This window comes from Microbacterium sp. ZW CA_36 (assembly GCF_044987475.1).
In the GTDB taxonomy this organism is placed as follows: Bacteria; Actinomycetota; Actinomycetes; order Actinomycetales; family Microbacteriaceae; genus Microbacterium.
In genome coordinates this window covers 1-20,267 of the sequence record NZ_JBJDRL010000010.1, presented here as the reverse complement: position 1 = coordinate 20,267, position 20,267 = coordinate 1, and the positions used below count along the sequence as shown (strand labels likewise).

The window sequence follows — 20,267 nt, the reverse complement described above, 5'->3', positions numbered from 1 at the left end:
CGACCATAATACTTGACCGATCGTTCAGTAATATCCCTCCGTTGCGCGGATCCTGTGCAGACCGGTGCCAGACTGGGCGCATGTCCGCGACCGCCGAGCCCCTCCCCGCCCGCCGCGGGCGCCCGGGCTACGACCGCGACCAGGTGCTGACGGTCGCCGTGACGCTGTTCAACGAGCAGGGCTACGACGCCACGTCGGTCGCCGACCTCGCCTCACGGCTCGGCCTCACGAAATCGGCGCTCTATCACCACTTCGACTCGAAGGAGCAGCTGCTCGCCCTTGCGCTCGACGAGGCCCTCGACGGGCTCGAGGGAGTGCTCGACGCCCCCGATGCCGCCGTCGACGACCCCGCCGAGCGGCTCGGTGCGGTGCTGCGCGGTGCGGTCCGGGTGCTCGTCGACAAGCTGCCCCACGTCACCCTGCTGCTCCGCGTCCGCGGCAACAGCGACGTGGAGCGCGCCGCGCTCGAGCGGCGGCGCGCATTCGACCACCGGGTCACCGCGCTCGTCGTCGAGGCTCAGCGCGCGGGTCAGGTGCGCGCCGACGTGGACGGCGCCGTCGCCCCCCGCCTGCTCTTCGGCATGGTGAACTCGATCGTCGAGTGGTACCGCCCCACCGGCCCGGTCGACCGCGACCGCCTCGCGCACGACGTGGTCGCCGTCGCCCTCGACGGCATGCGCACCCGCTGACGCCCGGCCCGAGGCCCAACCGCTCACCTGTCACGAATGGTGGGCGTGGGCCGCACTTCGTGACAGGCGAGCCGTGGGACGGAGAAGGTCAGGCCTTCGCCATGCCGTAGATCGGGCTGACCGACTGCTCCGCCTCGTGGTCGGGGCCGAGCGGGATGCCGGAGCGATCGCGCAGCAGCAGCGTGGCGAGCAGGCCGACGACCGTCATGCCGGCGAGGTACCACGTGACCGACAGCGTCGAGCCGGTCGCCTGCACGAGCGCCGTCGCGATGGTCGGGGCGAACGCGCCGCCCAGGATCGCGCCGATCGCGTACGAGATCGAGACCCCCGAGAAGCGGATGGATGCCGGGAAGAGCTCGGAGTACAGCGCCGCCTGCGGCCCGTACGTGAAGCCGAGGCCGAAAGTGAGGATCGCAAGGCCGAGGAACAGCAGCCAGATGTTCCCCGTGTTCACGAGCGGGAACAGCAGGAAGACGCCGACGAGCTGCATGATCCAGCCGATGATGTACGTCGTCCGCCGGCCGATGCGGTCCGACACGAACCCGGCGGCCAGCGTCGACAGCAGCCACGTCACCGCGGAGCCGGCGACGGCCCAGAGCACCGGACCCCGCTCGAGCGCGAGCGGACCCTCGGGGTTTGTCGAGTATCCCTGGATGTAGCCGCCCGTCGTCATGTAGCCGACCGCGTTGTTGCCCGCGAACACGAGCGCGGCGATGAACACCAGCAGGGCGTGCTTGCGGAAGAGCGTGACGATCGGCATCCGCGCCTTCTCCTTGCGCTCGGCCAGCTCGGCGAACACGGGACTCTCTTCGACACGGCGGCGCACGTAGTAGCCGACGAGGATGAGCACGACGCTGAGGAGGAACGGCACGCGCCAGCCCCACACGAGGAACGCGTCGCCCGGGGCGATCATCGCCATGAGCGCCATGACGCCCGAGGCGAGCAGCAGGCCGAGGGGAACGCCGATCTGCGGCGATGCGCCGAAGGCGCCGCGGCGGGTGCGCGGCGCGTGCTCGACGGCCATGAGGACCGCGCCGCCCCACTCGCCGCCGGCCGAGATGCCCTGCAGGATGCGCAGCAGCACCAGGAGGATCGGCGCCCAGATGCCGATGGCCTCGTAGGTGGGCAGCACCCCGATCAGCGCGGTCGCCGCGCCCATCAGGATCAGCGTCCACATCAGCACGACCTTGCGACCGTACTTGTCACCGAAGTGGCCGGCGAGGAAGGCGCCGAGTGGGCGGAACAGGAAGCTCACGCCGACGGTGGCGAAGGCCACGATCGCGCTGTTCGCACCGAGCGGCGCGAAGAACAGCTGACCGAAGACCAGGCCGACGGCCGTGGCGTAGATGAAGAAGTCGTACCACTCGACGGTGGTGCCGACGACGGTCGCGAAGACGACCCGGCGGCGGTCGACGGATGCGGCGATGGTTCCGGTGGGGGTGAACCCCGCCTCGGGTTGCGATGTGCTCATGGTGACTCCTGTGTCGGGGGCTGACGTCGTCGTCTCCGGCGGTGTTTCGGGGTTGGTTGCCGGATGCTGCACGATCATATACGATTTCGGATACGACGCAAGAGTGAGGGAGCTCGAATGGACGAGATCACGGATGCCGCCCCGTCGGGTGCGGCGGATCCCCCGGCGGATCCGCGGTTCGCGGCCCTCCCCGCGCGCCCGGGAAAGATCGTCGCCGTCCACCTCAGCTATGCGTCGCGTGCCGACCAGCGCGGGCGCCGGCCGCAGCATCCGTCGTACTTCTTCAAGCCGTCGAGCTCGGTCGCGGCATCCGGCAGCACCATCGAGCGCCCCGCCGGCACCGAGCTGCTCGCCTTCGAAGGCGAGATCGCGCTCGTGATCGGCGAGGCGGCCCGGCACGTGGCGCTCGCCGACGCCTGGTCGCATGTGGCCGCGGTCACCGCCGCCAACGACTTCGGCCTGTACGACCTGCGCGCCAACGACAAGGGCTCCAACGTGCGGTCGAAGGGCGGCGACGGCTACACCCCGATCGGCCCGGCGCTCATCGACGCCCGCCTCGTGCACCCTGACGCGCTCCGCGTGCGCACCTGGCTCAACGGGGACCTCGTCCAGGACGACACGTCCGCGGGCATGTTCTTCCCGCTGGCGCAGCTCGTCGCCGACCTGTCGCAGCACTTCACCCTGGAGCCGGGCGACGTGATCCTCACCGGAACCCCCGCCGGCTCGTCCGTCGCGCAGCCCGGCGACGTCGTCGAAGTGGAGGTCGACGTCCCGGGCGGGCCGTCCTCCGGGCGGCTGGTGACGACGGTCGTCCAGGGCGTCGCAGACTTCGACGCCGACCTCGGCTCGCTCCCTGAGGCCGACGACCTGCAGCGCACCGAGGCGTGGGGCTCGCGCGAGGCCGCCGCCCGGTCGTTGAGCGAGCGTGGGACGCGGTCGTTGAGCGAGCGAGGAACGAGCGAGACGAAACGCGCCGAGCCGACGAGCGACGGAGGCGAAGCGCGTTTCGACTCGCAAGCTCGCTCAACGACCGGAGCCCGCGCCGAGCCGACGAGCGACGGAGGCGAAGCGCGTTTCGACTCGCAAGCTCGCTCAACGACCGGAGCCCGCGCCGAGCCGACGAGCGACCGAGGCGAAGCGCGTTTCGACTCGCAAGCTCGCTCAACGACCGCGGGGCTCTCCCCCGAGCTGCGCGCGAAGCTCGAAGCCGTTCCCGTCGCCGGGCTCTCGGCGCAGCTGCGCAAGCGCGGGCTGAACAACGTGCACATCGACGGCGTGCGGCCGCTGCATCCGGCATCCAAGCTGGTCGGCACGGCGCGCACGCTGCGCTTCGTCCCCAACCGCGAGGACCTGTTCGCCTCCCACGGCGGCGGCTACAACGCGCAGAAGCGCGTGTTCGACGCCGTCGGCGACGGTGAGGTCGTCGTGATCGAGGCACGCGGCGAAGCGGGTTCGGGCACGCTGGGCGACATCCTGGCGATCCGCGCACATGCGCGGGGCGCCGCCGGCATCGTCACCGACGGCGGGGTGCGGGATGCCGCAGCCGTCGCGGCAGTCGGCATCCCGGTGTACTCGTCCGGCGCGCACCCCGCAGTTCTCGGCCGCAAGCACGTCCCGTGGGACGCCGACCTGACGATCGCATGCGGCGGCACGACCGTGCAGCCCGGCGACGTCATCGTCGGCGACGCCGACGGGGTCGTCGTGATCCCGCCCGCGATCGTCGAGGAGGTCGTCGACGCGGCGCTCGCCCAGGAGGACGAGGACGCGTGGATCGCCGAGCGCGTCGCGGAGGGGCATCCGGTCGACGGGCTCTTCCCGATGAACGCCGAATGGCGGGCGCGGTTCGAGGCGTCGCGTGAGACCGGCGCGGCAGTCGACGGCGAACGCGCGACGGCGCAGACGCAGCGGCCGCAGGAGACTGCAGCGCTCGAGGACGGGCAGAGCGGACGATGACCCCCGACACGACGACGACTTTCAGCAAGTCGCAGCTCGCGTACCGCTGGGTGAAGGAGCGGATCACCAACCAGGAGTTCACCCCGGGGTACCGGCTGGTGCTCGGCAGCATCGCGGGCGAGCTCGACATGAGCGTCGTGCCGGTGCGCGAGGCCATCCGCCAGCTCGAGGCCGAGGGACTCGTCACGTTCGAGCGCAACGTCGGCGCGCGGGTGTCGATGGTCGACGACTCGCAGTACCGGTTCAGCATGCAGGCGCTGTCGATCCTCGAGGGAGCGGCCACCGCGCTGGCGGCGCGCCGACTCACGCCCGACGACATCCGCGCGGCGCGGCGGATCAACGAGCTCATGATCGAGACCCTCGAGCACTTCGACCCGCGGGCGTTCACCGGGCTGAACCAGGAGTTCCACGCGGCGCTGTTCACGAAGTGCGCGAACCCGCGGATGCTCGAGCTCGTCGACGCCGAGTGGGGCCGGCTGGGCCACCTGCGTGACTCGACCTTCAGCTTCGTGCCGGGCCGCGCCGCCGAGTCGGTGCGCGAGCACGAGAACATCCTGCAGCTGATCGAGACCGGCGCCCCCCTCGGCGAGATCGAGAAGGCCGCGCGACGGCATCGCTCGGCGACCCTCGACGCCTACATGATCCACGAGCATCCCGACGAGGCCCTCGGCCTCCCGGCGTTCTGAACCTTCCGAATGCCGGCGCCCCCGGCATCCGGACCACGACCTCCGACGAAGGAGCAAGCAATGACCGACACCACCACGACCCGTCCCGGAAGCGAAGCGCCTGACGCCGCCGCGGCGACGCGGCACGTGCCCGAGGGCCTCCCCACCCGCATCCAGCACTACATCGACGGCGAGTTCGTCGACTCGGCCGACGGCGACACGTTCGACGTGCTCGATCCCGTCACCAACGAGACCTACGTACAGGCCGCCGCCGGCAAGAAGGCGGACATCGACCGGGCCGTCGCCGCCGCACGGCGCGCGTTCACCGAGGGGCCCTGGCCGCGGATGCTGCCCCGCGAGCGCTCGCGCGTGCTGCACCGCATCGCCGACATCGTCGAGTCCCGCGACGCCCGGCTGGCCGAGCTCGAGTCGTTCGACTCGGGGCTGCCGATCACCCAGGCGCTCGGGCAGGCGCGTCGCGCCGCCGAGAACTTCCGGTTCTTCGCCGACCTGATCGTGGCGCAGGCCGACGACGCCTACAAGGTGCCCGGCCGCCAGATGAATTACGTCAACCGGAAGCCCATCGGCGTCGCCGGCCTCATCACGCCGTGGAACACGCCGTTCATGCTCGAGTCGTGGAAGCTCGGCCCCGCGCTCGCGACGGGCAACACCGTCGTGCTGAAGCCCGCCGAGTTCACGCCGCTGTCGGCCTCGCTGTGGGCGGGCATCTTCGAGGAGGCCGGGCTGCCGCAGGGCGTCTTCAACCTCGTCAACGGCCTCGGCGAAGACGCCGGCGACGCCCTGGTGAAGCATCCCGATGTGCCGCTCATCTCGTTCACCGGCGAGAGCCGCACCGGTCAGCTCATCTTCGCCAACGCCGCACCGTTCCTGAAGGGCCTGTCGATGGAGCTCGGCGGCAAGAGCCCGGCCGTCGTGTTCGCCGACGCCGACCTCGAGGCCGCGATCGACGCGACCATCTTCGGCGTCTTCTCGCTCAACGGCGAGCGCTGCACCGCCGGCTCGCGCATCCTCGTGGAGCGCGCCGTCTACGACGAGTTCGTGGAGCGCTACGCGGCGCAAGCCGAGCGCGTCGTCGTCGGGTACCCGCACGACCCCGCCACCGAGGTCGGCGCGCTCGTACACCCCGAGCACTACGACAAGGTGATGAGCTACATCGAGATCGGCAAGGGCGAGGCGCGGCTGGTCGCCGGCGGCGGCCGTCCCGACGGGTTCGCCGCGGGCAACTTCGTGCGCCCGACCGTGTTCGCCGACGTCGCGCCCGACGCCCGCATCTTCCAGGAGGAGATCTTCGGCCCGGTCGTCGCGATCACTCCGTTCGACTCCGACGAAGAGGCGCTGGAGCTCGCCAACGGCGTGAAGTACGGCCTCGCCGCGTACGTGTGGACGAACGACCTCAAGCGCGCCCACAACTTCTCGCAGGCCATCGAGGCCGGCATGGTGTGGCTCAACTCGAACAACGTCCGCGACCTCCGCACCCCGTTCGGCGGCGTCAAGGCCTCCGGCCTCGGCCACGAGGGCGGCTACCGCTCGATCGACTTCTACACCGACCAGCAGGCCGTGCACATCACCCTCGGCCCCGCCCACAACCCGACCTTCGGCAAGGCCTGAGCCGAGGCAGACGCCCCGACCATCCGCACACGCAAGGACGCGACATGACCCACCGTGACGACATGACCCTCACCTCCTCGGGCTTCTACGTGAGCCAGGAGGCGCCGATCCACACCGACAACCCGGTACCGACGCCGGAGAGCCCGGCCCCCGACATCCTGCGCTGCGCCTACATGGAGCTCGTCGTGACCGACCTCGCCGCGTCGCGCACGTTCTACGTCGACGTGCTCGGGCTCCACGTCACCGCAGAGGACGACGAGGCGATCTACCTGCGCTCGACCGAGGAGTTCATCCATCACAACCTCGTGCTGCGTCAGGGCCCCGTCGCCGCCGTCGCCGCGTTCTCGTACCGGGTGCGCACCCCGGAGGACCTCGACCGGGCGGTCGCGTTCTACCAGGAGCTCGGCTGCCGCGTCGAGCGCCGCCCGGACGGCTTCGTCAAGGGCATCGGCGACTCGGTGCGGGTCACCGACCCGCTCGGATTCCCCTACGAGTTCTTCTTCCAGACCGAGCACGTCGAGCGTCTCTCGTGGCGCTACGACGTGCACACCCCCGGCGAGCTGGTGCGGCTGGACCACTTCAACCAGGTCACCCCCGACGTGCCCCGCGCGGTGAACTTCATGCAGTCGCTGGGCTTCCGCGTCACCGAAGACATCCAGGACGAGGGCGGCACCGTCTACGCCGCCTGGATGCGCCGCAAGCCGACGGTGCACGACACCGCCATGACCGGCGGCGACGGCCCCCGCATGCACCATGTCGCGTTCGCCACCCACGAGAAGCACAACATCCTCGCGATCTGCGACAAGCTCGGCGCGCTCCGCCGCTCGGACGCGATCGAGCGCGGACCCGGCCGCCACGGCGTCTCGAACGCGTTCTACCTCTACCTGCGCGACCCCGACGGCCACCGCGTCGAGATCTACACGCAGGACTACTACACCGGCGACCCCGACAACCCCGTCATCACCTGGGACGTGCACGACAACCAGCGCCGCGACTGGTGGGGCAACCCGGTGGTGCCGTCCTGGTACACCGAGGCCTCCCTCGTGCTCGACCTCGACGGCAACCCGCAGCCCGTCGTCGCCCGCACGGACGAGTCCGAGATGGCCGTCACGATCGGCGCCGACGGGTTCTCGTACACCCGCCCCGACGAGAAGGACGAGGAGCTGCCCAGCTGGAAGCAGGGCGAGTACAAGCTCGGCCACCAGCTCTAGGGCGGACTCGTCGCGTTTCGTCTCGCTCGTTCCTCGCTCGCGCAACGACCGGGTGAAAGGATCCGGTCGTTGAGCGAGCGAAGCGAGACGGAACGCCCTGGACTCACCAGACACGACAGGAGAAACGGATGCTGTCACCCGATGACATCGCGGCGATCGCCGACGAGCTGGCCGAGGCCGACCGCACGCACGGCGTGATCCCACGCATCACGGCGCGGTACCCCGACGCGACCGTCGAGGACTCCTACGCGATCCAAGGGGTCTGGCGTGACGCCAACGTCGCTGCCGGCCGGACGCTCGTCGGGCGCAAGATCGGGCTCACGTCGAAGGCGATGCAGCAGGCGACGGGAATCACCGAGCCCGACTACGGCGTCATGTTCGACGACACCGTGTACCGCTCCGGCGCGGAGATCCCGGTCGACGTCTTCTCCAACGTCCGGATCGAGGTCGAGCTCGCGTTCGTGCTCAAGACGCCGCTCGAAGGCCCCGACTGCACGCTCGACGACGCACTCGCGGCGATCGACTACGCCGTCCCCGCCCTCGAGGTGCTCAACTCGCACGTCGAGCTCGAGGGGCGCACGATCGTCGACACGATCGCCGACAACGCGGCCTACGGCGCGATGGTGCTGGGCACCGTGCGCAAGCGCCCCGACGAGATCGACCTGCGCTGGGTCCCCGGCGTCCTGAGCCGCAACGGCGAGATCGAAGAGACCGGCGTCGCCGCGGGTGTGCTGGGCCACCCCGCGACGGGCGTCGCATGGCTCGCCAACAAGTTCCACCAGCACGGCGCGCGCCTGGAGGCCGGCGAGATCATCCTCGCCGGATCGTTCACGCGCCCCATGTGGGTGTCGCGAGGCGATAGCGTGCTGTGCGACTACGGACCGATGGGAGTCATCGAATGCCGCTTCGCCTGACCCCGACCTTCCGCGACGCGCTCGCCGGCGCCGACCGTCCGCTGGCGGGCATGTGGGTGTGCACCGGATCTCCGCTCGTGGCGGAGATCTGCGCCGGGGCCGGCCTGGACTGGGTGCTCATCGACATGGAGCACTCCCCCAACGGCCTCGAGTCCGTCCTCGCGCAGCTGCAGGCCGTCGCCGCCTATCCGGTGACGCCGGTGGTGCGCGTGCCCATCGGCGACGTCGTGACGATCAAGCAGGTGCTGGATCTCGGAGCTCAGAACCTCCTGGTGCCGATGGTGTCGTCCCGAGCGGATGCCGAGGCCGCCGTGGCGGCCGTGCGCTATCCCCCGCGCGGCACCCGCGGTGTGGGCTCGGCGCTCGCACGCTCGGCGCGATGGAATCGTGTCGACGGGTACCTGCAGGACGCCGAGGCCCACGTGTCGCTCTTCGTGCAGATCGAGACGACGGCGGGTGTCGAGGCCGCCGCCGAGATCGCCGAGGTCGACGGCGTCGACGGCGTCTTCGTCGGACCCTCCGACCTCGCCGCGTCGATGGGGGTGCTCGGCCAGCAGACACATCCGGATGTCGTCGCCGCCGCCCTGCGCGCATTCGACGCCGTGCGCGCGGCGGGCAAGCCGGTCGGGGTCAACGCGTTCGACCCGGCCGCGGCGGACGCCTACGTCGAGGCGGGAGCGGGGTTCGTGCTCGTCGGCGCCGACGTCGCACTCCTCGCGCGAGGGTCCGAGGCTCTCGCCGCCCGCTTCGTCCCCACCGACGCCGCCGGCGAGCGCACGTCGTACTGACGCGCCGGCAGCGGCATCCGCCCGATTCCCTCCCGTCGGCGGAACGTGGCACAGTGAACGCATGAAGAAGTGGGTCGTGCGGTTCGCGTCGCTGCTCGTGTTCAACATCCTCGTTCTGCTCGTGGTCGGCTGGCTCACGCCGGCGCGCGTGGGCTTCGCGGCGCTGTGGGCGGGCATCGTCCTGACGGCACTCGTCATCTGGATCAAGCCGCTCGTCGAGAAGTGGTTCCGTTCGATGGCGGCCAAGTCCGCCGGGCAGCGCACGAGGGCCGGCGAGAAGCTGGTCGAGTTCTTCCTGGCCTTCGCGGTCGCCTTCCTCGTGTGGATCGCCACCGTGCTGTTCACCGGCGTCTCGATCGGCGGCGGCATCTTCGGCGCGTTCTGGGGCTGGGTCCTGCCTCCCGTCTTCCTCCTCATCGGCTGGGCGATCTACGGCGCGATAGACGACAAGGTCGAAGGCCATGCGGGGACGCTCTACGACAAGGCGACCGGGACCCAGACCGCGGGGACGGATGCCGCGACCTCGGCGCCCGGGGTCCCGAGCCCTCGTGACACCTATCCCGGTGCACCGGCGCCCGCGACCGAAGCGGGTCGTCGCGAGCTGAACGACGGTCTCACCGACGAGCAGCGCCGCATGCTCGACGAGCTCGGAAAAGGCTGATTCGCCCGACCTGTCGATCGGGGACGGCGGAGATCGTCATAGGGGTGTCGCAATCCACCAGAAAGGACGACACCATGCGGTACGCACTGCTCCTGCACTACCCCGAGATGACACCCGAGGACCTCGGTCCCGAAGCGCTGGCCGAGGGCATGCGCGAATTCGACGAGTATGCCAAGGCGCTCGACGAGGCCGGCGTGCTGATCTCCGCCGAGGTGCTCCAGCCCTCCGCGGTGACGACGACCGTGACCGCGGCCGACGGCTCGCTCCGCGTGCAGGACGGCCCCTTCGCCGACACGAAGGAGCAGCTCGGGGGCACCTTCGTCATCGACGTCGACGACCTCGACGCGGCGATCGCGTGGGCGGGGCGAGCTCCGTCGGCGGGCTGGGGTGCCGTCGAGGTGCGGCCGAGCGCGACCCATTTCCACGACGGCGCCTGGACGACCTTCGCGCGCTGATGCCGACGGATCCCGCGCCCCCTCCGCACAGCGGCGGCGCGCTGCACGGAGCACCCGGGAGCGTGGATCCCGATGACGCCGCACGCCAGCACGCCGCCCTCGCGGTCGCCGAGCGCGCTGCGCGGGCGTCGTACGGCCGCATCCTGTCGATCCTCGCCGCCTCCACGAACGACCTGGCCCTCGCCGAGGACGCCCTCGCCGACGCATTCGAGCGCGCGCTGCGCACGTGGCCGGATGCCGGCATCCCCGCCAATCCCGAAGGGTGGCTGGTCACCGTGGCTCGCAACCGCCTGCGCGACGCTCTGGGCTCCGCGTCGCACCGCCGCGGCGTTCCCCTCGACGAGGGGATCGCCGCAGCGCGCGCCGACGAGCATGCCGTCGACGCGCTCACGGCGCTCGAGCAGAGCGAGGCGATCCCCGACAAGCGACTGGAGCTGCTGTTCGCCTGCGCGCACCCGGCGATCGACCCCGCGGTCCGGACCCCGCTCATGCTGCAGACCGTGCTCGGCTTCGACGCCGCCGCCATCGCCGGCGCGTTCGGGGTCGAGCAGGCGACGATGGCGCAGCGGCTCGTGCGCGCGAAGCGGCGCATCCGCGACGCCGGCATCCCGTTCCGCATTCCGACGCGCACCGACATGCCCGCTCGCCTGCCCGCGGTGCTCGAGGCTATCTACGGCGCCTACGCGATCGGCTGGCTCGATCAGGGCGACGAGCCGCGGGAGTCGCTCGCCGATGAGGCGCGCTGGCTCGCGGTGCTCACGGCGACGCTCCTCGGCGACGAGCCGGAGGCATGGGGACTCGCCGCGCTTCTCACCTACGCGCAGTCCCGAGCGCCAGCACGAGCCGAGGAGCCCTGGCCACCGCTCGACGAGCAGGATCCGACGCTCTGGGACCGCGCGCTCATCGCCGAAGGCGCCGCGCTGCTGCGCCGCGCCTCCGCTCTCGGCCGACCGCTCGGCCGCTTCCAGCTCGAGGCTGCCATCCAGGCCGTGCACTGCGACCGTGCCCGGACCGGCGAGCTCGACATCGAGTCGCTGGTGAAGCTCTACCGGGGCCTCGTCGCCATCGCACCGACCGACGGCGCGCGGGCCGCGCTGGCCGCCGCGGAGGACCGGCTGGGCGCCCGATGATCGTCCCGCAACCGCCCCCTGAGTAAACCTGTTGACTCACTGCGAGTCAACTGGTTTACTCATTGTGTGTCCGACCGGCTGACCTTCACCCTCCACGAGCTTCTCGCGGAGCTCGACGCCTTCGCGGACGCCGCATTGCGGTCCGGCTACGGCGTGACGTTCAACCACTTCCAGTTCCTTGCGGTGCTGTACGACGCCGAGCCCGCCGACATGACGACGCTCGCGCACTGCCTCGGAGTCACCAAGGCCGCGGTCAGCAAGCGCGTCCCTGCGCTCGTCGAGGAGGGGTGGATCACCGCGCAGTCCCCGCCCGGGGCCGGCCGCAGCATCCTGCTCTCCCTCACACCCAAGAGCACCGAGCTGGTGCGTGACGCGGGCGCCGCGCTCGAGCGGGAGTTCGCCGCGATGCTCACCGACCCGGCGCTCGGGGACGACCCGATCGACGCGCCTCGTCTGAACGCACAGCTCATCGCCCTCACCGCCTTCGTCAAGCAGCAGCCCTCGCCCCGCGGACGCACGGCCATACCAGAGGAGATCCGCGCATGAACGCTCCCCGCATCCTCGTCGTGATCGGCACGCCGCTCGCCGGCAGCCTCAATCACGCGCTCGCCCACTCCTACGCCGACGCGGCGCGCGCCGCCGGCGCCGAGGTGCGCCTCGTCGACCTCGCGCGCGACGCGGTGCCGCGGCATCCGTCGGACCGCAACGAGATGCGCCTCCCCCGCAGCGATGCCGACGTGCCGCTCGACCCTGAGGTCGCCGCCTACGTCGCCGACGTCGATTGGGCGGATCACCTGGCCTTCTTCTTCCCCCAGTGGTGGGGCTCGTACCCGGCGGCACTCAAGACCTGGATCGACCGCGTCTTCCTGTCGGGCTTCGCCTACCGCTACCGCGCCGCCGGCCGCCTGTGGGACAAGCTGCTCACCGGCCGCACGGCGCGCATCGTGATGACGATGGACTCCCCGAAGATCTGGAACGCCTGGGCCTATCGCAACGCCGCCATCCGGTCGCTGCGCAACGCGACGCTGGAGTTCTGCGGCATCCGCGTCCGCGCCGTCACGCGGCTCGCAGAGGTGCGCCACCGCAGCGACGCCGACCGCGAGCGCTGGGTCGGCGGCATGGCATCCCTCGGGGCGACGGATGCCGGATCCGTCGTCGCGCGCGAGAGCGAGGAGCTCGTCCCGGCGTGACGTGCGCCGGACGCGCCTCCCGGGGGCCTCAGCCTTCTCGCACGGCCACGACGACCTTGCCGCGTGCTCGCCCTTCTCCGTGCCAGGCCAGCGCAGCAGGCACCTCGCTCAGGCTGAAGACCCGATCGATGTGGATGTCGAGGTCACCGCTCGCGCATGATCTCGCCACCGAAGCGAAGCCTGCGGGACCCTGCCGAACGATGAGCAGGCCGAGGTGCGCGCGGGTCAGCACGCCGAGCAGCCGCCCGACCGTGACCATCCGGAGAACGGCCCGGCTGGTGCCGCCGATCACGACGCAGCGCCCGCCCTTCGCGAGCGCGCGCCGATAGGCGAAGATCGATCGACTGGCGACGAGGTCGACGATCAGGTCGTACGGACCCGTGCGTGTGAAGTCATCGCGTCGGTAGTCGAGGGTCGCGTCGGCGCCGAGCACCCTCAGGAAGTCCTGCTTGCCGGCATTGTCGACCGCCGTGACGTGCACTCCCTTCGCGCTCGCCAGCTGCACCAAGAACGAGCCCGACCCGCCGCCGGCGCCGTTGATCAGCATCCGCGACCCGGGAGCCGCAAGGGCAACGGCCTGCGACGCGATCGCCCCCGCCTGAGGGATCGTCGATGCCTCGGCGAACGAGAGCTCCTTCGGCTTGTGCGTCAGCGCAGACTCCGGCGCCACCGCGTACTCGGCGAATCCCCCTTTGCGTGCGAGGTTGTCGCCGAACACCTCGTCGCCGACGACGAAACGGCTCACGCCCTCGCCGACGGCGACGATTCGACCGGCGATGTCGGAGCCCAGAGTATGGCGCGCGGGCCGGATGAGTCCGCCGAAGCGCGAATAGCCGGGACTTCCGCGCAGTCCCTCCCAATCCGAGAGATTGACCGAAGTCGCCACGACTTCGACGAGCACCTCACCGCGCGACGGAATCGGTGTGGGGACTTCTCGCAGCGTGAGAACCTCGGGCCCGCCGTATCGTTCGTAGACCATCGCGCGCACGCGCTCACCATACAGGCGCGCACGAGGCGTCATGCGCGCTCGGCGGCCTCGACCACGTTCGTCATGAGCAGGGCGACCGTCATGGGGCCGACGCCGCCGGGGTTGGGCGACAGGTACCCGGCGACCTCGGCGACGTCCGGGTGCACGTCGCCATACACCTTGGACTTGCCGGTCTCGGGGTCTTCCTCGCGCGTGACGCCGACGTCGAGCACGGCGGCGCCGGGCTTGACGTCCTCGGCGCGCACGATGTGCTTGACGCCCGCGGCCGCCACGATCACGTCGGCCTGGCGCAGGTGGCGCGGCAGGTCGGTCGTGCCGGTGTGCGTCAGCGTCACGGTCGCGTTGATCTCGCGGCGGGTGAGCAGCAGGCCTATCGAGCGCCCGATCGTGACCCCGCGGCCCACCACGACGACATCCTTGCCCCTGAGGTCGTAGTCGTTGCGCAGCAGCAGCTCGATCACGCCGCGCGGCGTGCACGGCAGCGGCGTGGTGATCGGCCCGTTCACGTTGAGCACCAGCCGGCCGAGGTTGGTCGGATGCAGGCCGTCGGCGTCCTTCGCGGGGTCGATGCGCTCGAGGATCGCGTCGGTGTCGATGTGCTTCGGCAGCGGCAGCTGCACGATGTAGCCGTGGCACTCCGGGTCGGCGTTGAGCTCGTCGATCAGCGCCTCGACGTCGGCCTGCGTGGCGTCGGCCGGCAGCTCGCGCTGGATCGAGTTCATGCCGATGGCCTCGGACTCGCGGTGCTTCATGCCGACGTACAGCTGCGACGCCGGGTCGGCGCCGACGAGCACCGTCGCGATGCCGGGCGTGATGCCCTTCGCCTTCAGCGCCGCGACGCGCTCGCGGAGCTCCTCCTTGATCCGGGCCGCCGCCGCGCGCCCGTCGAGCTTCTGCGCGGTCACTGCTCGAGCCCCGGGTAGAGCGGGAAGGCTGCGGTCAGCGCGGCGACCCGCGCCCGCAGCGCCTCGACGTCGGCGTTCGGCAGGAGCGCGAGGGCGATGACATCCGCGACCTCGGTGAACTCCGCATCGCCGAAACCGCGCGTCGCGAGCGCCGGCGTGCCGATGCGCAGGCCCGAGGTGACCATGGGCGGCCGCGGGTCGTTCGGCACCGCGTTGCGGTTGACGGTGATGTGGATCTCGTGGAGCAGGTCCTCGGCCTGCTTGCCGTCGATCTCGGCGTTGCGGAGGTCGACGAGCACGAGGTGCACGTCGGTGCCGCCCGAGCGGACCGCGATGCCGGCATCCTTCACATCCTGCTGCGACAGGCGCTCGGCGATGATGTGCGCGCCGCGCAGGACGCGCTCCTGGCGCTCCTTGAACTCGGGGGTCGCGGCGAGCTTGAACGCGGTCGCCTTGGCGGCGATCACGTGCATGAGCGGGCCACCCTGCTGGCCCGGGAACACCGCGGTGTTGAGCTTCTTGGCGAGGTCGGCGTCGTTCGTGAGGATGAAGCCCGAGCGAGGGCCGCCGATGGTCTTGTGCACGGTCGACGAGACGACGTGGGCGTGCGGCACCGGGCTCGGGTGCAGGCCGGCGGCCACGAGGCCGGCGAAGTGCGCCATGTCGACCCACAGCAGCGCGCCGACCTCGTCGGCGATGGCGCGGAAGGCGGCGAAGTCGAGCTGGCGCGGGTAGGCGGACCAGCCGGCGATGATCACCTTGGGCTGGTGCTCGATCGCAAGGCGACGCACCTCGTCCATGTCGATGGTCGAGGTCTCGGGGTCGACGCCGTAGGCGACGATGTTGTAGAGGCGACCCGAGAAGTTGATCTTCATGCCGTGGGTGAGGTGGCCGCCCTGGTCGAGCGAGAGGCCGAGCAGCGTATCGCCGGGGCGCGCGATGGCGTGCAGCACGGCGGCGTTGGCCGTGGCGCCGGAGTGCGGCTGGACGTTCGCGAACTCGGCGCCGAACAGCGCCTTCGCACGCTGGATGGCGAGCTCCTCCGCGACGTCGACCTCTTCGCAGCCGCCGTAGTAGCGGCGGCCGGGGTAGCCCTCGGCGTACTTGTTGGTGAGCACCGAACCCTGCGACTGCAGCACCGAGACGGGCACGAAGTTCTCGGAGGCGATCATCTCGAGGTAGCCGCGCTGGCGCTCGAGCTCGCGGTCGAGCACCTGGGCGATCTCGGGATCGACCTCGGAGAGAGGGGCGTTGAAGAACTGATCGGTCATGCGATCTCCTGACGACGGCTTGCTGGATAATCCCCGGGGCGGGGTCACATCGGCCCAGGCGTGCGGTCGAATGCCGTAGTCGGTCGCTCCCCGGTGGTGTCCCACCTCAACGCCAGTCGCGACACCCCGAGCATAACGGACGCCGGGTGACGCCTGCATCGGAGGTTCCGGTAGGCTGAACCGCATCCTTTTTGTTAGGACTCTTTACATGAATCGTCGACGAGGACGGACTGCCGCCGCAGCGGTCCTCGTCGTCGCGCTGCTGGCCGGCTGCGCGCCGGTCGCACAGAATGGAGACACCGTGTCGCTTCCCGCCGTCGTCCCCGCGCCCGCCTCGATCGAGGCGGGGTCCGGTGCGCCGTTCCGGCTGTCGTCCGCCACGACGGTGACCGGAGAGAAGGATGCCGCCGCCGCCCTCGCGTCGGTCGTCCAGGCCCGCGCCGGACTGGCCCTGGCATCCGTCGACGACGGAGCCGCCATCGACCTGCGGATCGACCGCTCGGCGGGCTCGGGCGCCGAGTCGTACCGCATCGCGGTAGACGAGGCATCCGTGGTCGTCACCGGCGTCGACGCGGCCGGTCTGTTCTACGGCGTGCAGACGCTCGGCCAGCTGATCGCCCGCGACGGCGGCGAGTGGACCGTGCCGGCGGTCACGATCGCAGACACCCCGCGCTTCGCGTACCGCGGCGTCATGCTCGACGTCGCCCGCCACTTCCACCCGGTCGAGACCGTCAAGGGGTACATCGACCGCGCGGCCTCGCTGAAGCTGAACGCGCTGCACCTCCACCTCACCGACGACCAGGGCTGGCGCATCCACCTCGACTCGCGTCCTGAGCTGACCGCGCGCGCCTCGGCCACCGCTGTCGGCGGAGATGCCGGCGGGTTCTACTCGAAGGACGACTACCGCGAGATCGTGGAGTATGCGGCATCCCGGCACATGATCGTGGTGCCAGAGGTCGACATGCCCGGCCACACGCACGCCGTCGGCCTGGCCTACCCGGACCTCGCCGAGGACCCGACGATCAGCGATCACATGCGGGAGATCATCCGAGACTACGGCGGCGAGGAGCCCCGCGCCGGCGTGCCGTACGAGGGCATGGCCGTCGGGTTCTCCTCGGTGAAGGTGCATGAGGAGGCGACCTACGACTTCGTCGCCGACGTGTTCGGCGAACTCGCCGCGATGACGCCGGGGCCCTACCTCCACTTCGGAGGCGACGAGTCGCTCTCGACCAATGACGAGGACTTCGCGGCGTTCGTCACCCGCGCGAGCGCCATCATCGCCGACCTCGGCAAGACACCCGTCGCGTGGCACGAGGCCGGCGCCGCGGCCGACATCGCAGACACCACCCTCGGTCAGTACTGGGGCTACCGCACACCCCAGGAGGGCATGGCCGAGAAGGCACGTGCCTTCGTCGACAACGGCGCGCAGCTGATCCTCTCCCCCGCCGACGCCATCTACCTCGACATGAAGTACCCCACCGGTCCCGAGCTCGGCCTCACGTGGGCGAACGGGCCGACGAGCGTCGAGCGCGCCTACTCGTGGGAGCCGTCGGACGTGATCCCGGGGATCGACGACTCCGGCATCCTCGGCGTCGAGGCGCCCCTGTGGACGGAGACGATCAGCACGGCGGCCGACATCGACACCATGGCATTCCCGCGGGCGGCCGCGGCCGCCGAAGCAGCCTGGTCGCCGAAGACAGGGACGAGCGAGCTGCGCACGTGGGCCTCCTTCCGCGAGCGCGTCGGCGCACTCGGACCACTGTGGACGAGCATGGGCATCGGCTTCCACCCGTCCGAGGAGATCCCCTGGGCCACCGAATGACCCGTCTCCGCACGAACGCCGCCCACTGACCGGGAGACCGCATGAGCACCCTCGTCCACTCCGTACGCCTGCTGGGCTCCGCCGCTGTCGACAGCGGTCGCGACGACGCGTGGGCGCTGTTCGACGGCGAGCGGGTCGTGGCGGCGGGCGCCGGCGACGAACTCCCCCGTGCCGACGAGACGGTGGACGGCGGGGGCGGATGCCTCGTCCCGGGCTTCGTCGACATCCACGGGCACGGCGGTGGCGGTGCCGGCTTCGACGACGGCCCGGACGCCATCGCCACCGGCCGCGCGATCCACCGTGCACACGGGACGACGCGCGCCGTGCTGTCGCTCATCACCGCCCCGATCGATGAGCTCGCCGCACGCGTGGCCATGGTGGCCGATCTCTGCGACGCCGATCCCACGATCCTCGGCTCGCACCTCGAGGGCCCCTTCCTCGACCCCGGCCACAAGGGCGCGCACACCGAGTCCCTGCTGCGTGCGCCGGACGCGGCATCCGTCGATCGCCTGATCGAAGCGGGCCGCGGCACCATCCGCCAGGTCACGCTGGCCCCCGAACGGCCGGGTGCGTTCGATGCGATCCGGCGCTTCGTCGACGCCGGCGTGGCCGTCGCCGTCGGCCACACCGACGCGGATGCCGCCACGACCCGCCGCGCGTTCGACGCCGGCGCGACGCTGCTGACGCACGCGTTCAACGCGATGCCCGGCATCCACCACCGCGCGCCCGGCCCCGTGGTCGCAGCGCTCCGCGACGACCGCGTCACGCTCGAGGTCATCGCCGACGGCGTCCACGTCGACCTCGAGCTGATCGCGACGCTCTTCACGGTCGCCGGCGACAGGATCGCCCTCATCACCGACGCGATGGCGGCCGCCGGCTCGCAGGACGGCCGGTACGAGCTCGGCGGTCTGGGCGTGCGCGTCACCGACGGCGTGGCGCGGCTGGAACAGGGGGGCGCGATCGCCGGCTCGACCCTCACGCAGGACGCCGCCCTGCGCCACGTCGCGGGTGCGGGCGTCCCCCTCGATGTCGTCGTGCGCGCGCTCGGCGCCCAGCCCGCGCGCGCGATCGGCCGCGACGATCTCGGGACCCTCGACATCGGCGCACTGGCCGACGCCGTGCTGCTCGACGCGGGCCTCGCGGTCCGCCGGGTGTGGGTCGCCGGCAGCGCCGTCTGACACCCGGCGCCTCAGCGGGATCGGCTCAGCTGGATCGGCTCAACGGGCTCGGCTCAACGGGCTCGGAGTGATCGCGGGTCGTCACCGCCGCACCGGCGTGGTGACCGCCGTGCAGAACGAATGCAGGCGGGGCCGAAGGTCCCTCCCCCGAGATACCTTCGAGCCCCGCCATGTCCGCGACTTCGCCGCGGGGGGCGGCCGCCGTCATGCCCCACACAAGGGCGGCCAACCACTCTGACCAAAGAGACCGCGCGCGGGGCGATCTATTACGTCACTTCCTCAGAATTTCTCGGAGTCGGGAACCGCGGCGGGCGACGATCATCCGCCGCTGGTCAAATCGCATCACGGCGACGACAATGGAACGAGCCGCGCCGCTGATCGCGACGCGAACCCGGGATGCACGACGTTCGCCGTGCGCCCGCGGGACTGGGGGCCTCATGGATCACGACGAAGTGCGCGAGCACGATCCCGACGTCGTCGCAGACACCGACCTGGTGCTGCAGACGCGCTCGGGCGACACCTCGGCGTTCGCCGAGCTGTGGCGGCGTCACTATCGCGCGGGGGTCACGGTCGCCCGCAACATGACGTCCAGCCTCGATGCCGACGATCTCGTGCAAGAGGCCTACACGCGCATCTACCACTCCATCGTCAACGGCGGCGGGCCCACGGGATCCTTCCGTGCCTACCTCTTCACGAGCATCCGCAACACCGCTGCGGCCTGGGGTCGCGCACGGCGCGAGACGCCGTACGAAGAGCTCGACGGCGTCGAGGACCCCTCCGGCGCCGAGCACGAGAGCGAGGCCGCGCTCGACCGCAGCCTCACCCACCAGGCGTTCCGGAGTCTGCCCACCCGGTGGCAGGAGGTGCTCTGGTACTCCGAGATCGAGCGGATGAAGCCCGCCGAGATCGCACCGCTCCTCGGAATGAAGGCGACCGCCGTCGCGCAGCTGACGTTCCGTGCCCGCGAAGGGCTCCGCGAGGCGTGGATCCAGGCACATCTGCGCTCGATCGCCGACGGGTCGGACTGCCAGTGGACCATCGAGCGCCTCGGAGCCTACGCGCGCCACAATGTCGGCCGCCGCGACCACATGAAGGTCGAGCGGCACCTCGCGGGCTGCGTGCGGTGCTCGATCGTCGCCAGCGAGGCCAAGGAGGTCTCGAGCCGGCTGGCGCTGGTGCTGCTCCCCCTCGCCCTCGGCGCGGTCGGCACCACCGGCTACCTCGCGACGATGCAGGGCGGCGGCGCATCGCTGGTCGCACTGGCCGCGATGCCGTCGAGCGTCGTCCAGGGCGGCGTGGCCGCGAGCCCCGTCGGCGTGACCGGTGCGGCCGCAGGATCCACGAGTG

19 protein-coding genes and 1 riboswitch are annotated in these 20,267 nt (G+C 71.0%); of the genes, 15 read left to right on the top strand and 4 right to left on the bottom strand.

What is annotated here, in order from left to right:
* The first annotated feature begins 80 nt into the window (after positions 1-80).
* Entirely contained in the window at positions 81-689 is a 609-nt protein-coding gene (locus tag ACI3KX_RS06775; RefSeq protein WP_404908954.1) for a TetR/AcrR family transcriptional regulator, read from the top strand.
* An 88-nt stretch (positions 690-777) separates the two neighbouring features.
* Here the strand turns inward: ACI3KX_RS06775 and ACI3KX_RS06770 are convergent, their stop codons facing one another.
* The gene (locus ACI3KX_RS06770) at positions 778-2,160 is read right to left on the bottom strand and encodes an MFS transporter (RefSeq protein WP_363357964.1); all 1,383 of its coding nucleotides are present in this window, start codon (positions 2,158-2,160) and stop codon (positions 778-780) included.
* Positions 2,161-2,277: 117 nt separating this feature from the next.
* On the opposite strand from ACI3KX_RS06770, the gene ACI3KX_RS06765 reads away from it, so the two are divergent.
* The 11 genes from ACI3KX_RS06765 (at position 2,278) to ACI3KX_RS06715 (ending at position 12,756) form a co-directional block, all read left to right on the top strand.
* The gene (locus ACI3KX_RS06765; protein WP_404908950.1) at positions 2,278-4,113 is read left to right on the top strand and encodes a fumarylacetoacetate hydrolase family protein; all 1,836 of its coding nucleotides are present in this window, start codon (positions 2,278-2,280) and stop codon (positions 4,111-4,113) included.
* Positions 4,110-4,799, top strand: coding sequence for a GntR family transcriptional regulator (locus ACI3KX_RS06760; RefSeq protein WP_404908947.1), 690 nt, complete (start codon positions 4,110-4,112; stop codon positions 4,797-4,799). Before ACI3KX_RS06765 ends, ACI3KX_RS06760 begins: the two co-directional genes overlap by 4 nt.
* Positions 4,800-4,859: 60 nt before the next feature.
* Positions 4,860-6,407, top strand: a complete 1,548-nt coding sequence (gene hpaE, locus ACI3KX_RS06755) for a 5-carboxymethyl-2-hydroxymuconate semialdehyde dehydrogenase (RefSeq protein WP_404908944.1) — start codon at positions 4,860-4,862, stop codon at positions 6,405-6,407.
* 44 nt (positions 6,408-6,451) lie between these two features.
* Entirely contained in the window at positions 6,452-7,618 is a 1,167-nt protein-coding gene (gene hpaD, locus ACI3KX_RS06750; RefSeq protein WP_404908941.1) for a 3,4-dihydroxyphenylacetate 2,3-dioxygenase, read from the top strand.
* 128 nt (positions 7,619-7,746) lie between these two features.
* Positions 7,747-8,532, top strand: coding sequence for a 2-keto-4-pentenoate hydratase (locus tag ACI3KX_RS06745; RefSeq protein WP_404908938.1), 786 nt, complete (start codon positions 7,747-7,749; stop codon positions 8,530-8,532).
* Positions 8,517-9,320: an HpcH/HpaI aldolase/citrate lyase family protein gene (locus tag ACI3KX_RS06740; RefSeq protein ID WP_404908935.1), complete on the top strand. Its 804-nt coding sequence runs from the start codon at positions 8,517-8,519 to the stop codon at positions 9,318-9,320. Before ACI3KX_RS06745 ends, ACI3KX_RS06740 begins: the two co-directional genes overlap by 16 nt.
* A gap of 61 nt (positions 9,321-9,381) precedes the next feature.
* Complete coding sequence (locus tag ACI3KX_RS06735; protein ID WP_404908933.1) at positions 9,382-9,981, top strand: hypothetical protein; 600 nt, start codon at positions 9,382-9,384, stop codon at positions 9,979-9,981.
* A gap of 74 nt (positions 9,982-10,055) precedes the next feature.
* On the top strand, positions 10,056-10,436 hold the full coding sequence (locus tag ACI3KX_RS06730) for a YciI family protein (RefSeq protein WP_363357972.1): 381 nt from the start codon (positions 10,056-10,058) through the stop codon (positions 10,434-10,436).
* A gap of 62 nt (positions 10,437-10,498) precedes the next feature.
* Complete coding sequence (locus tag ACI3KX_RS06725; protein ID WP_363357973.1) at positions 10,499-11,566, top strand: DUF6596 domain-containing protein; 1,068 nt, start codon at positions 10,499-10,501, stop codon at positions 11,564-11,566.
* Between the two features lie 66 nt (positions 11,567-11,632).
* Positions 11,633-12,112: a MarR family transcriptional regulator gene (locus ACI3KX_RS06720; protein WP_363357974.1), complete on the top strand. Its 480-nt coding sequence runs from the start codon at positions 11,633-11,635 to the stop codon at positions 12,110-12,112.
* Positions 12,109-12,756 carry an NAD(P)H-dependent oxidoreductase gene (locus ACI3KX_RS06715; RefSeq protein ID WP_404908929.1) on the top strand — a complete coding sequence of 216 codons (648 nt, stop codon included), beginning with the start codon at positions 12,109-12,111 and terminating at the stop codon, positions 12,754-12,756. The genes ACI3KX_RS06720 and ACI3KX_RS06715 overlap by 4 nt, the downstream gene beginning before the upstream one ends.
* Positions 12,757-12,784: 28 nt before the next feature.
* On the opposite strand, the gene ACI3KX_RS06710 is transcribed toward ACI3KX_RS06715, so the two are convergent.
* Genes ACI3KX_RS06710 through glyA form a run of 3 tightly spaced genes read right to left on the bottom strand, consistent with a single transcriptional unit; the run spans position 12,785 to position 15,920 of the window.
* Positions 12,785-13,735 carry an NAD(P)-dependent alcohol dehydrogenase gene (locus tag ACI3KX_RS06710; RefSeq protein ID WP_363358245.1) on the bottom strand — a complete coding sequence of 317 codons (951 nt, stop codon included), beginning with the start codon at positions 13,733-13,735 and terminating at the stop codon, positions 12,785-12,787.
* Positions 13,736-13,773: 38 nt separating this feature from the next.
* Positions 13,774-14,649 carry a bifunctional methylenetetrahydrofolate dehydrogenase/methenyltetrahydrofolate cyclohydrolase gene (locus ACI3KX_RS06705; RefSeq protein WP_363357976.1) on the bottom strand — a complete coding sequence of 292 codons (876 nt, stop codon included), beginning with the start codon at positions 14,647-14,649 and terminating at the stop codon, positions 13,774-13,776.
* Positions 14,646-15,920 carry a serine hydroxymethyltransferase gene (gene glyA / locus ACI3KX_RS06700; RefSeq protein ID WP_404908927.1) on the bottom strand — a complete coding sequence of 425 codons (1,275 nt, stop codon included), beginning with the start codon at positions 15,918-15,920 and terminating at the stop codon, positions 14,646-14,648. Before glyA ends, ACI3KX_RS06705 begins: the two co-directional genes overlap by 4 nt.
* Positions 15,921-15,965: 45 nt before the next feature.
* A riboswitch (ZMP/ZTP riboswitch) is annotated at positions 15,966-16,050 on the bottom strand.
* 171 nt (positions 16,051-16,221) lie between these two features.
* Here glyA and ACI3KX_RS06695 point away from each other — a divergent pair.
* The 3 genes from ACI3KX_RS06695 to ACI3KX_RS06685 all read left to right on the top strand — a co-directional run.
* Entirely contained in the window at positions 16,222-17,742 is a 1,521-nt protein-coding gene (locus ACI3KX_RS06695) for a beta-N-acetylhexosaminidase (protein WP_404909071.1), read from the top strand.
* A 41-nt stretch (positions 17,743-17,783) separates the two neighbouring features.
* A complete protein-coding gene (nagA, locus tag ACI3KX_RS06690) occupies positions 17,784-18,920 on the top strand; it encodes an N-acetylglucosamine-6-phosphate deacetylase (protein ID WP_363357979.1) in 1,137 nt (378 codons plus the stop codon).
* Positions 18,921-19,357: 437 nt separating this feature from the next.
* Positions 19,358-20,267 (top strand): sigma-70 family RNA polymerase sigma factor (locus ACI3KX_RS06685; protein ID WP_404908924.1); only part of this gene is annotated, 910 nt, incomplete at its 3' end.